Source organism: Streptomyces sp. CNP082 (assembly GCF_059570535.1).
This window is the reverse complement of record NZ_JCANSZ010000061.1, coordinates 1-13,891: the sequence shown is the minus strand read 5'-3', so window position 1 is coordinate 13,891 and position 13,891 is coordinate 1. Positions and strand designations below refer to the sequence as shown.

Below are 13,891 nucleotides of genomic sequence, written 5' to 3'. Positions count from 1 at the left end.
CGGCGCCGTCCGTTCTGCCGGCGTCCAGCGTAGGGGGCGGACCGTCAGCCGTAGCGCTCGATGCGCGCCTGCGCGGGCGGGAACGGGGACTGTGCCGTGGTGCCCGTCGACCAGAATCCGGCCGTGCCCGGTATGGGGGCGAGGGCGGACATCACAGGGGTCACGCCCTCCGCCGCGGCGGGGCCGCGCTCGCTGGTCCACGCGGCGCCGTCCCAGCGGAGATAGTGGGCGCTGGTGCCGTCCCAGAAGTCCCACCCGGCGATGACGGCGGGCCGGCCGGCGGCGTCGGGCGCGATGGCGCCGAGGGAGCCGACGGTGAAGGGGGCGGCGACGTCCTGCCAGGCCGTGCCGTCGTAGTGGCGCAGGACGACGGACGGCGGCTTGCCGATCGGGCCGCCGGCGCCGTAGTCGTGGCCGGTGAGCCAGATGTCGTCGGGGGCGGCGGGGAGCAGGTCGGTGACGGACAGGCGCAGTCCGGTGAGCCGGGGCAGGACGTGCCAGGAGCTGTCGTCGTAGCGGGCGACGACGACGTCACCGGAGACCCAGGTGGCGCCGGCGCCGTCGACGTGGACGTTCCACAGGCTGGGGACGGAACCGTCATCGGTGGGCAGCGGCGGGGACCAGCTCCAGCGGGTGCCGGCGGCGTCCGCCGAGCGCAGCACCCGCCCGGCGCCGTCGCGGGTGCCGGAGACCCGGACGGTGCCGTCGGGAGCGACGGCGACGGCCCACAACTCCGTGCCGGACTCGCCGCGTCCGGGGAAGTCGTGCTCGCGCCAGGTGGTGCCGTCCCAGGCGAGGAGGTGGTCGGCGCCGGCCCGGTCGTACCCCACCGCCCAGGCGGCGACGGTGCCCGCGGCGCCGGCGGGGGCGGCGGCCACGTTGCGGAGGCTGCCGGCGAACGCGAGGTGGGAGACGTCGGTGGGCTGCCAGGCGGAGCCGTCCCAGGTACGGGCGAAGGGACGGCCGGAGGTGGAGCCGCTGCGGGCCTCCTCGCCCACGGCCCACGCGAGGTCGGGACCCGCGGCGGCGACGGCGTTGAGCAGGGCGGCGGGTTCACCGGCCGGCACGGCAACCTCCTGCCAGGCGGCAAAGGGCCGCGCGTTGCCGGTGGTCCGGTTGCCCTCGCCGGCGGTGGCAGCGGCGGCAGCGGGGCCGTGACCGGCGGCGGTGAGGCCGAGCCCGGTGGCGGCGGTCGTGACGGTTAATCCTCTGACAAAGCTGCGTCTGCGCATGCGTGTTCTCCTCCCGTTGTACGGCTGAGCCAGAGTGACCCGCGGGTAACCGGGGGTCAACCCCGCGTCCGGCCGGGGTCACAGGCCCGGTCAGGCCCCGGGGCAGGAGCCGGATCAGGACCCCGGATCAGGAGCCCGGATCAGGACCCCGGATCAGGACCCCGGATCAGGAGCCTCGGTCAGGACCGGGTCAGGTTCCCGGATCAAGTTCCCGGATCAGGTTCCTGGGTCAGGAGCCCGGATCAGGAGACCAGGGCAGAGCCGGGTCAGGAGCCGGCGTCCGGGCCGCCGCCGCCCGTCGCCAGGGTGTCCATCCGGCGCTTGTGGACCTCCCGTTCCGTCGCCGAGGTGACGAACTCCGCCGTCGCCGCCGGGCCCACCAGGTCGCGCACCGCCGCCACCGTGGCCGCCGGCAGGCTCACCGGGAGCGTCGCCGGGACCAGCTCCGGGGCGGCGGCCGGCGGCTGGGGCGGGCCGGCGAGGTGCTCGTGGAGCTGGCGCGTGGCCATGGTGCGCATCGCACGGGCCAGCTCCGCGTCCATCGTCTGCTGCGCCAGCGGGCGCAGCCGGCGGACGAGGCCGGCGGCCTCGCTCGCCTCCGCGTCCGACGGAGGGTGGTCGAGATAGCGCTGGAAGACGTGCTCGGCGGTGAAGTCGAGCAGGCCCGCGGCTATCTCCTCCACCCGCAGCCGCAGCTCGCGCAGATGGCCGGTGAGGGCGGCGAACGGGACGCCCGCCGCGTGCAGTTCCGCGGCGACCGTGAGCTGCTGCGGGCTGGGGACGAGGAACACCTCCGGCTCGCCCGGCACCCGCTCCAGCACGCCCAGCTCGACGGCCTCCTCGACCGCGGACTCGTCCGCCGCCCCGCCGAACAGCTCCACCAGCTCCGCCCGGCTCAACTGCCCGGACTCCTCGTCGGTCCACGGCCCCTGCACCTCCGCGACCAGGCCCAGCACACCGCCGAGCCCCCGGCCCGCGTCCCACGCCTCCAGCAGCTCCTTGATGGACGCCAGCGTGTAGCCGCGGTCGAGGAGGCCGGCTATCTGGCGGAGCCGGGCGAGGTGTTCTTCGCCGTAGACGTTCGTCCGCCCGCGCCGCTCCGGACGGGGCAGCAGCCCGCGGTCGGCGTACGCGCGGATGGTCCGTACGGTCGTACCGCTGGCGTGCGCCAGACCCTCGATCCGGTACTCGCCGGCCGCCTGCTGCTCCCGCACCGCTCTCCTGCCCCTCGGCCGGTCGCCCGGCCCGCACCCGGGCGGGTACCCCGGCCCGCTCGTCGCCCCGCTCACCGCCGTATGCCCCGGCCGGCCCGCCACGCCGGTCAACCCGGCGCCCGGCGCCCGGCCGCGGCGCGCCCTCTTGGGAGGGATGGTACGACCGGCGCGGATATCGGGATCCCCCAACGGGCGAACGAGACCCGGTGGTGCGTGCTCGCGCGGTGCTCCGCGTGCGGGAAGTGCGCTTCAGTGCTCACGATGCGGCTCCTGGAAGGCGGGGTGGATCTGGTCACGTGGTGGGTGGACGACGGACACTGCGGCCCGGCAACCGGGAGCCGGCGGCACGGCGTCAGAACTTCGGCTCCGCCCGGGCTATCGCCCGCAGCGCGCGCGGTGCGAACCGCGCCAGCAGCCGCGCCCCCCGCGCCTCCGGGGTGACCGCCACCACCGCCTGGTTGCGCACGACCGCCCGCAGCACGGCCTCCGCGACCTTCTCCGCCGGGTAGTTCCGCTTCCCGTACCAGCGGTGGGCGCTCTTTCGGCGGCGCTGCTCCTCCTCTTCGGAGACCCCGGCGAACCGTGTGGTGGCCGTGATGTTGGTGTGCACGAAGCCGGGGCAGACGGCAGAGACCCCGATCCCCTGCCCGCCCAGCTCCGCGCGCAGGCACTCCGAGAGCATCAGCACCGCGGCCTTCGACGTCGCGTACGCGGGCAGGGTCCGCGACGGCGCATACGCGGCGGCCGAGGCGGTGTTGACGATGTGCCCGCCCTGGCCGCGCTCGGCCATCTGCCTGCCGAAGAGCCGGCAGCCGTGGATGACACCCCACAGATTGACGTCCAGCACCCGGCGCCAGTCCGCCGCCGAGGTGTCGAGGAACGGGCCGGACAGCCCGATCCCGGCGTTGTTCACCAGCACGTCCACCACCCCGTACGCGGCGGCGACGCGCTCGGCGAACTTCTCCATCGCCGCCTCGTCCGCCACGTCCACGGACTCCGCCCACGCCTGGGCCGCGCCGATCATCCGGCACAACTCCGCGGTCGTGGCCGCCCCCTCGGCGTCGATGTCCGCCGCCACGATCCGCGCGCCGGCCTCCGCGAAGGCGAAGGCGGTGGCCCGGCCGATGCCGCTGCCCGCGCCGGTGATCAGCACCAGCCGCCCGCCGAACCGGTCCGCGTACGGCCAGCGGGGGACGATCTCCGCGGCCGGGGTGCCGTCCTCGTGCGCGCGCACGAACTCACCGATCCACGCGGCGAGCTGGTCGGGCCGGGTGCGCGGGACCCAGTGCCGGGCGTCGATGGTGCGCCGCAGCAACTGCGGCACCCAGCGGTCCAGGTCGTCGTAGAGGCTCGGGGAGAGGAAAGCGTCGCCGACGGGGGTGACGAGCTGCACCGGCGCGTGTGCGTAGGCATCGGCGCGGGGGCGGCGCAGCCGGGCGCGGATGTTGTCCCGGTAGAGCCAGGCGCCGTGGGCCGCGTCGTCGCCCAGTGAGGGCGTCGGATAGCCGTCGCCCGGGACCTTCTCCAGCCGCCGCAGGATCGCCGGCCAGCGCGCGCCGAGCGGGCCGCGCCAGGCCAGCTCGGGCAGCACGGGGGTGTGCAGCAGGTACACGTACCAGGACTTGGCGGTCTGGCCGAGCAGTTGACCGGCCCGCCGCGGTGTGGGCCGGCGCAGCCGGTCGTTGATCCAGTGCCCGAAGTGGTCGAGGGACGGGCCGGAGAGTGAGGTGAAGGACGCGATGCGGCCTTCCGTGCGCTCCACCGTGGTGAACTCCCAGCCCTGCACCGAGCCCCAGTCGTGCCCCACGAGGTGCACCGGGCGGTCCGGGCTGACGGCGTCGGCCACGGCGAGGAAGTCGTCCGTGAGCTTCTCCAGCGTGAACCCGCCCCGCAGCGGCTTCGGCGCGGTGGAGCGGCCGTGGCCGCGGACGTCGTACAGCACGACGTGGAAGTGCTCGGCGAGCCGGGACGCGACCTCGGCCCACACCTCCTTGCTGTCCGGATAGCCGTGCAGCAGCACGACCACCGGCCGCCCGGCCTCCCCCAGCTCCGCCACGCACAGCTCGACCCCGGCGGCCTGGACCCACCGCTCCCGTACGGCCGCGCCGCCCCACTCGCTCATGCCACCCACCCCTTCTCCTTCTCCTGCTCCCGCCGCACACCCCGCCCGCCGCCCGGCGCCCGATCCGCCGGCTCCCGGCCCTCCGCCGCCTCCATGGCCGCCCCGCCCCGTATCCACCTGCATGTCCGCACTTCATGTCCGCACTGCCCGGCCCGACTTCACCCGAAGCCGGCGCCGCCCCAAAAGCTGACACCAACGACTGTGACATCACCCCATGGCGCCGTCAATGCCCTCAGTCGCCCTGTGGATACCGCCGGTAACCTCAGGGTTCCAGGACCGCTCCCCCTACGGGTCCGTCACTCCCCGGTCGTATCCGCCAACCGTCGCCAGGTCTGACGCCCGCGCGCCGCCGCGCCACTACCGTCGTGCAACGTGACAGTCATCGCCACCGAGAACCTGAGCAAACGGTTTCCCCGGGTCACCGCGCTCGACGGGCTCACCCTCGACATCGGCCCCGGGGTCACGGGCCTGGTCGGCGCCAACGGCGCCGGCAAGTCCACGCTGATCAAGATCCTGCTCGGCCTGTCGCCCGCCTCCGAGGGCTCCGCCACCGTCCTCGGCCTCGACGTGGCCGCCGGCAGCGACACCGCCGCCACCATCCGCGAGCGCGTCGGCTACATGCCGGAGCACGACTGCCTCCCACCCGACGTCTCCGCCACGGAGTTCGTCGTCCACATGGCGCGCATGTCCGGCCTGCCCGCCACCGCGGCCCGCGAGCGCACCGCCGACACCCTGCGCCACGTCGGCCTGTACGAGGAGCGCTACCGCCCCATCGGCGGCTACTCCACCGGCATGAAGCAGCGCGTCAAGCTCGCCCAGGCCCTCGTGCACGACCCGCAGCTCGTCTTCCTCGACGAGCCGACCAACGGCCTCGACCCCGTCGGCCGCGACGACATGCTCGGCCTCATCCGCCGCGTACACGCCGACTTCGGCATCTCCGTCCTCGTCACCTCCCACCTCCTCGGCGAGTTGGAGCGCACCTGCGACCACGTCGTCGTCATCGACGGCGGCAAGCTGCTGCGCTCCAGCTCCACCAGCGACTTCACGCAGTCCACCGCCACCCTCGCGGTCGAGGTGACCGACACCGACGCCCACCCCGACGGCACCGCCACCCTGCGCAAGGCGCTCGCCGGCGCGGGTCTGGAGATCACCGCGGACGGCCGGCTGCTGTACGTCCAGGCGGAGGGCGACGGCACGTACGACGTCGTACGGGACGCGGTGGCCGGGCTCGGCCTCGGGCTGGTGCGCATGGAGCAGCGCCGGCACCGCATCGCGGAGATCTTCCGCGACGACGACACCCTCCCGGCGAGCGGGGCCGCCAGCGCCAGCGCGACCGCCAGCGCAACCACCAGCCCGGCCCCCAGCGCGGACCCCGGCGCGCACGCCGCCGCGGACCCCGGCACCTCCACGAGCACGCCCGCGACCGACACCGCGACCGACACCGCAGGAAGCCCTCATGCCCACTGACGCCCCCGCCACAGGCGACACCGGCCAGGCCCCCGGCACGGGCACACCCCCCGCCGCCACCGACGTCATCCACGACATCGGCTACCGCCACTACGACGGCCCCCGCCTCGGCCGCGGCTACGCCCGCCGCTCGCTGTTCACCCAGTCCCTGCGCGCCGCGTACGGCCTCGGCCGCTCCGCCAAGTCCAAGGTCCCGCCCGCGCTCCTCTTCGGCATCATGTGCCTGGTCGCGCTCATCATCGTCGCGGTCGCCGTCGGCACGGGCATGGACGAACTGCCGCTGGAGTACACCGACTACGCGATCTTCCTCCAGCCCGTCATCTTCCTCTTCATCGCCGCCCAGGCCCCCGTGTCCGTCTCCCGCGACCTGCGGTTCCGAACCATCCCGCTGTACTTCTCCCGCCCCGTCGAACGCCTCGACTACGTCTCCGCGAAATACGCGGCGATGGCCTCCGCGCTCTTCATCCTCACCGCCACCCCCCTGCTGATCCTCTACGTCGGCGCGCTGCTGGCGAAGCTGGACTTCACCGACCAGACCAAGGGCTTCGCCCAGGCGCTCGTCTCCGTCGCCCTGCTGTCGCTGCTCTTCGCCGGCATCGGCCTGGCCATCGCCGCCCTCACCCCCCGCCGCGGCTTCGGCGTCGCCGCCGTCATCGCCGCGTTCACCGTACCGTTCGGCGCGGTCAGCGCGCTGCAGGGCATCGCGTGGGAGCAGGACAACCTCGACGCCATCGGCTGGTTCGCGCTCTTCTCGCCCATCGGCCTCATCGACAACGTCCAGTCGACGTTCCTCGGCGCCACCCCCGCCACCGCCAGCCCGGAACCCGTCGACCCGGCCACCGCGGCCGGGGTGGTCGCGCTGCTGGTCGCGCTCGCGCTCACCGCCGGCTGCCACCTCTTCCTGCTGCGCCGCTACCGAAAGGCCGGGCTGTGACCACCATCCGGATCGACAGCGTCTCCCGCTGGTTCGGCAACGTCGTCGCCGTCAACGACGTGAGCATGGCCATCGGCCCGGGCGTCACCGGCCTCCTCGGCCCCAACGGCGCCGGCAAGTCGACCCTCATCAACATGATGGCCGGCTTCCTCGCCCCCTCCACCGGCGCGGTCACCCTCGACGGCGTCCGCATCTGGCGCAACGAGCAGGTCTACACCCAGATCGGCCTCGTCCCCGAGCGCGAGGCGATGTACGACTTCCTCACCGGCCGCGAGTTCGTCCTCGCCAACGCCGAGCTGCACGGCCTCGGCGCTGATGCGGCGCAGAAGGCGCTGGCCACGGTCGAGATGGAGTACGCGCAGAACCGCAAGATCAACACGTACAGCAAGGGCATGCGGCAGCGCGTGAAGATGGCCTCCGCCCTCGTCCACGAGCCCGAAGTGCTGCTCCTCGACGAGCCGTTCAACGGCATGGACCCGCGCCAGCGCATGCACCTGATGGACCTGCTGCGGCAGATGGGCGCCGCGGGCCGTACCGTGCTGTTCTCCTCGCACATCCTGGAGGAGGTCGAGCAGCTCGCCGCGCACATCGAGGTGATCGTCGCCGGCCGGCACGCGGCCTCCGGCGACTTCCGCAAGATCCGCCGGCTGATGACCGACCGCCCGCACCACTACGCCGTACGCTCCAGCGACGACCGCGCGCTCGCCTCCGCGCTCATCGCCGACCCGTCCACGGCCGGGCTCGAACTCGACCGGCGCGACGGGATCCTGCACGTCCAGGCCGTCGACTTCGCCCGCTTCACCGAGCTGCTGCCGCGCGTCGCCAGGGACCACGGCATCCGCCTCTACGAGGTCTCGCCGTCCGACGAGTCCCTCGAATCCGTCTTCTCGTACCTGGTCGCGGCCTGAGAAGGAGCGAAGAACGCGATGCTGTACCACCCCACCGTCGCCCGGCTCACCCAGCGGGCCATCCTCGGCCGCCGCCGGGCGCTCATCCTGCTCCTGCTGCCCGTGCTGCTCATCGTCATCGCCATCGTCGTACGCGCCCTCGTCGGCGCCGACGACGAGGTCACCGCCGACCTCCTCGGCGGCTTCGCGCTGGCGACCATGGTGCCGCTCATCGGCGTCATCGCCGGCACGGGCGCCATCGGCCCGGAGATCGACGACAGTTCGATCGTCTATCTGCTGTCGAAGCCCGTGCCACGGCCGACGATCATCCTCACCAAGCTGGTCGTCGCGGTGAGCGTGACCGCCGCGTTCTCCGCGCTGCCCACGCTGGTCGCCGGCGTCATCCTCGGCGGCAACGGCAGCCGTCTGGCGGTCGCGTACGCGCTGGCCGCCGCGGTCGCCTCCGTCGCGTACGCCGCCTTCTTCCTCATGCTCGGCACGGTCTCGCGGCACGCGGTGGTCTTCGGACTCGTCTACGCGCTGGTGTGGGAGGCCCTGCTCGGCAGCCTCGTCGACGGCGTGAAGACACTCAGCATCCAGCAGTGGGCGCTGGCGGTGGGCGAGAAGACCGGCCAGGGCGGCCACGTCGTCTCCGACGTGGCGCTGCCGGTGGCGACGGTCCTGCTGATCGTGGTCACGGCGGGCACGACCTGGTTCGCCGCGCAGCGGCTGCGGTCGCTGACGCTGGCGGGCGAGGAGTGACGGACGGCGGCCCCGCTAGCCGACGGGAAAGTCGAAGTAGGTGTCGGGGTAGGGCTCGTCGTTCAGCGTGTAGTGCCACCACTCGCACGCGTACGGGCTGAAGCCGCAGGTCTCCATGAGGGAGCGGAGGTACGCGCGGTTCCCGCTCTCGCGCCGGGTGATCCCCTCCGCGCCGTGGTGGGAGAGGGGATCCATCAGATCGTGGCCGCCTCCCATGGGAGCCAGTTCGCCGGTGTCCAGACGGTAGAGGGTGAGGTCGACGGTGCTGCCCCGGCTGTGGCCGGACTTGGCGGCGACGTATCCCTGCTCGAACATCTCGGCTCTGCCGATGTTCGGATAGTGCCGCTGTTTGGTACGTCCGTCCTCCGGCTGCCTCGACCAGCGCAGAAAGCAGTCCACGGCCCGTTGCGGGCGGTAGCCGTCCCAGAGCAGCAGGCCGAAGCCGCGGGACTCCGCCTTCTCCCGCACCCTGTCCAGGGCCTGGCACAGCGCGCGCGTGCCGACGATCCGGTTGGCCAGGTATCCGTCCACCGGCTTGCCGGTGAAATTGTCCCAGGTGGCGTACTTGGCGTCCCACCGTATGCCGGGGGCAAGCTCGTCCAGAAAGGCGAAGTCGCCGTTCACCGGGCATCGCCCGCCAAAGCCAGCGTGATCAGGTGGTCGATCACCTGGGACATCGGCATGCCAGCGGCGGCCATCATCCTCGGATAACGGCTGTAGGAGGTCAGGCCGGGAAAGGTGTTGACCTCGTTGAGGACGACTTGTCCATCGCCCTTGAGGAACAGGTCGACCCGGGCCAGCCCCCGGCACCCCAGGGCGCGGTACACGGCCTTCGCGGTTTCCTGGACGAGCGAGCGCGACTCGGCCGGAATGTCGGCGGGCACGATGGGGGTCGAGTTCTCAGAGCCGCTCTCGGGGTCCTGCTCCTGATGGATCTTGAAGAAGCCGTGCGACAGCGCGATCCGGTCCACTTCGCCCGTGATCAGATCCGGATCGTTGCCCAGGACCGCACACCCGACCTCGCTGCCGGCCACCGCCTCCTCGATCAGCACCTTCGAGTCGTACTGCCGCGCGGTCTTCACCGCGTCCGGCAGTTCCTCCGGCCGGGACACCTTGCTGACGCCGAAGGACGAGCCGGAACGGGCGGGCTTCACGAACACGGGATACGCCAGCCGGTCGGCCTCGACGTCCTCGTCCGCCGTGACGGCCCGGAATTCCGGCGTGGCGATTCCCGCGCTCCTGACGACGCCGTACGCGAGGGACTTGTCCATGCACAGGGCGGAACTCTGGACGTCGCAGCCCACGTAGGGGATGCCGGCCAGCTCCAGCAGGCCCTGTATCGCGCCGTCCTCGCCGAGTTTGCCGTGCAGCACCGGCAACACGACGTCCAGACCGATCGTCCCGTAGCGTCCCTGCTCCAGGACGAGAATTCCGCGTGCGCCCCGGTCCGGTGACAGCAGGGCCGGGCGGCTGCCGTTCTCCCAGTCCGGGCCGGGTCCTTCGCAAAGCCGCCAGGCGCCGCTCTCCGTGATCCCGAGATAGAACGGCTGGTACTTCTCGGGATCGAGGTTCCGCGCGACCTCCCGCGCGGACTTCAGGGAGACGGGATGTTCTTCGGAACAGCCCCCGAAGACGATTCCGACCTTCAGCCTACCCATGCTGGTTCCTGCTTTCGAATGTCAGGCAGTTGGTGAGGGAGTTCTCGACCGTGTCGCTCAGGGCGTGGTCCGTGTAGTACGCGGTGTGCGGGCTGATGAGCACGTTCGGCAGTTCCTGGAGCCGCAACAGCGTTCCGCTCTCGATGGGTTTTTCTCTGCGGTCGGCGTAGAAGATCCCTTCCTCGCCTTCGAGGACATCCAGCGCGGCGCCGCCCAGCCTGCCGTCTTCCAGCGCCTGGAGCAGAGCCTCGGTGTCCAGCAGCGGACCGCGTCCGGTGTTGATGACGACGGCGCCGCGCCTCATCTGCTCGATGCGCCGGCGGCCCAGAAGATGGTGTGTTTCCGCGGTGAGCGGCGTATGGAGCGTCACTATGTCGCTCAGCCGCAGCAGTTCATCGAGGGGAACGTAGTCGGCGGGGGCCCCGGAGCGGATATCGTGGGCCAGCATCCGGCAGCCGAAGCCGCGCAGCCGGTCCATCACGGCCGCGCCGATACGTCCCGTCCCCACCACCCCGACGGTCAGATCGCGCAGTTCCTTCCCGCGCACGTCATGCAGCCGGTAATCGTGGACGTCCGCGCGGCGGATGGTGGATTTTGCGTGCCGCACCGCCATCAGCATGAGCATCAGGGTGTAGTCGGCCACGCTGTCGGGCGAATAGGCGACGTTCTCCACGCAGATGCCCACGTCCGCCGCGTAGCGCACGTCAATGTGGTTGCAGCCGATGCTCCGGGTGGAGATGTACGCGACGCCGGCACGACTCAGCGCACGAAGAACGGAGTCCGTGATCCGGGTCTTGTGGTCGACGCTGATGCACCGGTTTCCGGACGCAAGTTGAGCATTGGCCTCCGAGACCGCTGCCGCCGTGATGGTCGGCACCACGCCGAAGCGCGGCGCCAGCTCCCGGACAAGCATCTCCTCGTCGCGCTCGCAGCCGTACAGGGTGATTCCCGCCGTGGTCATGCCCTGCAGTCAACGGGACGCGATGTCGCCGGAACGTATGCGGATTCCGATATCCTGACGATACATTACCTGCCGGTAGCATATCGTCGGCATATCGGAATCCGCATACGCACTCACAACACCGCGCTGCCTTCGCTGAAGGAATGACCTCCAACGAGCCAGCCTCCTCCTACCTCTACCTCTCCGGCCTCACTCCCGCTCCCCGGCTCCCGCGCCGCGCGGGCGTGATCCCGCTCGGCATCCGCGAGATCGCCGAGGTCGTCGGCGGGACGGTCGAGGGCGACGGCGCCGTGACGGTGACCGCTCCGGCCGTGCTCGACGGCCGGCAGGCCGAGCCGGGCGGCCTCTTCGTGGCCGTCGCCGGGGAGCGCGTCGACGGCCACGACTACGCCGGTCAGGCCGGCCGGGCCGGCGTGGTCGCCGTGCTCGGTTCCCGGCCCACGCCGCTGCCCACCGTCGTCGTCGAGGACGTCCAGGCGGCGCTGCAGGCGCTCGCCGCCCACGTCGTGGCCCGGCTGCGCCACGGGCTGACCGTGGTCGGGCTGACCGGCTCGCAGGGCAAGACGAGCACCAAGGACCTGCTGGCGGCCGTCCTGTCCGGCGCCGCGCCGACGATCGCGACGGCCGGCTCGTTCAACAACGAACTCGGGGTGCCGCTGACCATGCTCCGCGCCGACCTGGGCACCCAGTTCCTGGTACTGGAGATGGGCGCCCGCCGCGTCGGCGACATCGCCGCGCTCACCGGCCTGGTCACGCCCGACATCGCCGTCGTCCTCAACGCCGGCCAGGCCCACCTCGGCGAGTTCGGCTCGCGCGAGGCCATCGCCGAGGCCAAGGGCGAGCTGGTACGGGCCCTGCCGCCCGGCGGCACCGCCGTCCTCAACGCCGACGATCCGCAGGTCGCCGCGATGCGCTCGCTCACCGAGGGCCCGGTGCTGACCTTCGGCCGGGCCGAGCACGCCGACGTACGGGTGCACGACCTGACGCTGGACGCGTGGGGCCGGCCCTCCTTCACGCTGCGGACCGCCGACGCCTCGGCCCGCGTCGCGCTGCCGCTCGTGGGCGCCCACCAGGCGCTCAACGCGTCCGCCGCCGCGGCGGCGGGACTTGCGGCCGGACTTCCCCTCGACTTCGCCGCATCGGCCCTGGCCACCGCCTCGTTGTCGAAGTGGCGCATGGAACTGCGCGACCTCGCCGGCGGCGCCACGCTCCTCAACGACTCGTACAACGCCAACCCCGACTCCACCCGCGCCGCCCTGGACGCCCTCGCGGCGATCGAGGCCCGGCGCCGCATCGCCGTCCTCGGCGACATGCTCGAACTGGGCGAGGAGAGCGACGCCGAGCACCGCGCCGTCGGCGCGTACGCGGCCTCCCGGGCCGACCTGGTCCTCGCGGTCGGCGAGGCCGCCCGGCCGATCGCCGACGGCTACGGGGCCGGGGCGGTGGCGCTGGCCGGCAACGACGCCGCCGTCGACTGGCTGCGCGGCAACCTCGCCGCCGGCGACGTGGTGCTCGTCAAAGGCTCCCGCGCGGCATGCCTCGACGAGGTCGCCGCCGCGCTCACCTAGCCGGGCGCTCCGGCTCGCGGTGCTCCGGCTCGCGGCGCTCCGGCTCGCGGCGCTCCGGCTCGCGGCGCTCCGGCTCGCGGCGCTCCGGCTCGCGGCCGTCCGGCGAGCCGGGACCGGGCAGGTCGCGCAGGAACCGGGAGGACCTGCCGGCTTCGCCGGCGTACCCGCGGCGCCGGTAGAACTCGTGCGCGGCGCGCCGGCGGTCCGCGCTGGTGACCTCCATGCGCAGGCACCCGCGCGCGGCGGCGAACGACTCTGCGGCGGCGACGAGTTGCGATCCGACGCCCCGGCCGCGGGCCCGTTCGGACACCACCAGGGCCACGATCCGGCCCCAGGCGCCGTCGCGTTCGAAGTACGGGCACACGTGGACGGCGACGACCCCCAGCACGCCGCCCCCGGCCTCGGCCACGTACACCGCCCCGGACGGATCCTCGGCCCAGGTCTGGATGCGGCGTGCCGTCGCCGCCCGGCCGGCCTGCGGATAGCCCAACTGCCCCAGGAGTCCGCTCACGGCCGGGGCGTCGGCGCCGCGCGCCGAGCGGATCTTCATGTACGCGCCCGCCGCCTGAGGGACTCGCGCCGCCTCAGATACAGGTCGAAGGCCCGGTAGACCACCGGCCGCAGCGGCAGGTCCCACTCGCCGACGTACCGCACCGCCTGGCCGCCGAGGCCGGTCTTGAACTGGATCAGCCCGACGTGCGGGTCGTCGGCGTCCAGGGTGGGGGTGATGCCGCGCAGGTCGTAGACGTCGCAGCCGGCCGCCAGCGAGTCGCGGATCATCGCCCACTGGCAGGCGTTGGAGCCGCGCACCTCGCGTTTGGCGGTGGCGGAGGCGCCGTACGCGTACACCGCGTGGGCCCCGACGCGGACCAGGATGCTGGCGGCGACCAGGTCGCCCCGGTGGCGGGCCAGGTAGAGCCAGATGCGCTGGGGGTCCTCGGCGCGCAGCGCCGCGAACATGGTCTCGAAGTAGCGCAGCGGCCGGGGGGTGAAGCGGTCGCGCTCGGCGGTGTGGACGTACAGATCGTGAAACGCCCGCAGCTCCTCGCGACCCCCGCCTCCCTCGCCTCCCTCGCCTCCCTCGCC

General features: G+C 72.8%; 13 protein-coding genes. 5 read left to right on the top strand and 8 right to left on the bottom strand.

The annotated features are described in order from the left end of the window. Nucleotides 1-44: 44 nt before the first annotated feature. The 3 genes from B124_RS31600 to B124_RS31590 form a co-directional block, all read right to left on the bottom strand. Nucleotides 45-1,232, bottom strand: coding sequence for a hypothetical protein (locus B124_RS31600; RefSeq protein ID WP_496506435.1), 1,188 nt, complete (start codon nt 1,230-1,232; stop codon nt 45-47). Between the two features lie 266 nt (nt 1,233-1,498). After that, nucleotides 1,499-2,446, bottom strand: a complete 948-nt coding sequence (locus B124_RS31595) for a MerR family transcriptional regulator (RefSeq protein WP_496506434.1) — start codon at nt 2,444-2,446, stop codon at nt 1,499-1,501. Between the two features lie 352 nt (nt 2,447-2,798). After that, the gene (locus B124_RS31590) at nt 2,799-4,568 is read right to left on the bottom strand and encodes an SDR family oxidoreductase (protein WP_496506433.1); all 1,770 of its coding nucleotides are present in this window, start codon (nt 4,566-4,568) and stop codon (nt 2,799-2,801) included. Nucleotides 4,569-4,940: 372 nt separating this feature from the next. Between B124_RS31590 and B124_RS31585 the strand changes: the two genes are divergently transcribed. The 4 genes from B124_RS31585 to B124_RS31570 are packed head-to-tail and all read left to right on the top strand — an operon-like array spanning nt 4,941 to nt 8,618. Next, nucleotides 4,941-6,035 carry an ABC transporter ATP-binding protein gene (locus B124_RS31585; RefSeq protein ID WP_496506432.1) on the top strand — a complete coding sequence of 365 codons (1,095 nt, stop codon included), beginning with the start codon at nt 4,941-4,943 and terminating at the stop codon, nt 6,033-6,035. Further along, nucleotides 6,025-6,969, top strand: a complete 945-nt coding sequence (locus tag B124_RS31580; RefSeq protein ID WP_496506431.1) for an ABC transporter permease — start codon at nt 6,025-6,027, stop codon at nt 6,967-6,969. The genes B124_RS31585 and B124_RS31580 overlap by 11 nt, the downstream gene beginning before the upstream one ends. After that, a complete protein-coding gene (locus B124_RS31575; protein WP_496506430.1) occupies nt 6,966-7,877 on the top strand; it encodes an ABC transporter ATP-binding protein in 912 nt (303 codons plus the stop codon). Before B124_RS31580 ends, B124_RS31575 begins: the two co-directional genes overlap by 4 nt. Before the next feature lie 21 nt (nt 7,878-7,898). Then, nucleotides 7,899-8,618 (top strand): ABC transporter permease subunit, encoded by a 720-nt coding sequence (locus B124_RS31570; protein ID WP_496506458.1) that lies wholly within the window; start codon nt 7,899-7,901, stop codon nt 8,616-8,618. 15 nt (nt 8,619-8,633) lie between these two features. Here the strand turns inward: B124_RS31570 and vanX are convergent, their stop codons facing one another. The 3 genes from vanX to B124_RS31555 are packed head-to-tail and all read right to left on the bottom strand — an operon-like array spanning nt 8,634 to nt 11,237. After that, a complete protein-coding gene (gene vanX / locus B124_RS31565; RefSeq protein WP_496506429.1) occupies nt 8,634-9,242 on the bottom strand; it encodes a D-Ala-D-Ala dipeptidase VanX in 609 nt (202 codons plus the stop codon). Beyond that, on the bottom strand, nt 9,239-10,276 hold the full coding sequence (gene vanA, locus B124_RS31560) for a D-alanine--(R)-lactate ligase (RefSeq protein WP_496506428.1): 1,038 nt from the start codon (nt 10,274-10,276) through the stop codon (nt 9,239-9,241). Before vanA ends, vanX begins: the two co-directional genes overlap by 4 nt. Continuing rightward, complete coding sequence (locus B124_RS31555) at nt 10,269-11,237, bottom strand: D-isomer specific 2-hydroxyacid dehydrogenase family protein (protein ID WP_496506427.1); 969 nt, start codon at nt 11,235-11,237, stop codon at nt 10,269-10,271. The genes vanA and B124_RS31555 overlap by 8 nt, the downstream gene beginning before the upstream one ends. A 224-nt stretch (nt 11,238-11,461) precedes the next feature. On the opposite strand from B124_RS31555, the gene B124_RS31550 reads away from it, so the two are divergent. After that, entirely contained in the window at nt 11,462-12,805 is a 1,344-nt protein-coding gene (locus tag B124_RS31550; protein WP_496506457.1) for a UDP-N-acetylmuramoyl-tripeptide--D-alanyl-D-alanine ligase, read from the top strand. On the opposite strand, the gene B124_RS31545 is transcribed toward B124_RS31550, so the two are convergent. Further along, the gene (locus tag B124_RS31545; RefSeq protein ID WP_496506426.1) at nt 12,798-13,355 is read right to left on the bottom strand and encodes a GNAT family N-acetyltransferase; all 558 of its coding nucleotides are present in this window, start codon (nt 13,353-13,355) and stop codon (nt 12,798-12,800) included. The genes B124_RS31550 and B124_RS31545 overlap by 8 nt on opposite strands. Further along, on the bottom strand, nt 13,352-13,891 hold a 540-nt coding region (locus B124_RS31540; RefSeq protein WP_496506425.1), incomplete at its 5' end, for a lipid II:glycine glycyltransferase FemX. The genes B124_RS31540 and B124_RS31545, both read right to left, overlap by 4 nt.

Coding starts and splice junctions, on each gene's coding strand:
- B124_RS31600 (WP_496506435.1), bottom strand. CDS start 1,232: ATGCGCAGACGCAGCTTTGTCAGAGGATTAACCGTCACGACCGCCGCC.
- B124_RS31590 (WP_496506433.1), bottom strand. CDS start 4,568: ATGAGCGAGTGGGGCGGCGCGGCCGTACGGGAGCGGTGGGTCCAGGCC.
- B124_RS31580 (WP_496506431.1), top strand. CDS start 6,025: ATGCCCACTGACGCCCCCGCCACAGGCGACACCGGCCAGGCCCCCGGC.
- vanA (WP_496506428.1), bottom strand. CDS start 10,276: ATGGGTAGGCTGAAGGTCGGAATCGTCTTCGGGGGCTGTTCCGAAGAA.
- B124_RS31555 (WP_496506427.1), bottom strand. CDS start 11,237: ATGACCACGGCGGGAATCACCCTGTACGGCTGCGAGCGCGACGAGGAG.
- B124_RS31545 (WP_496506426.1), bottom strand. CDS start 13,355: ATGAAGATCCGCTCGGCGCGCGGCGCCGACGCCCCGGCCGTGAGCGGA.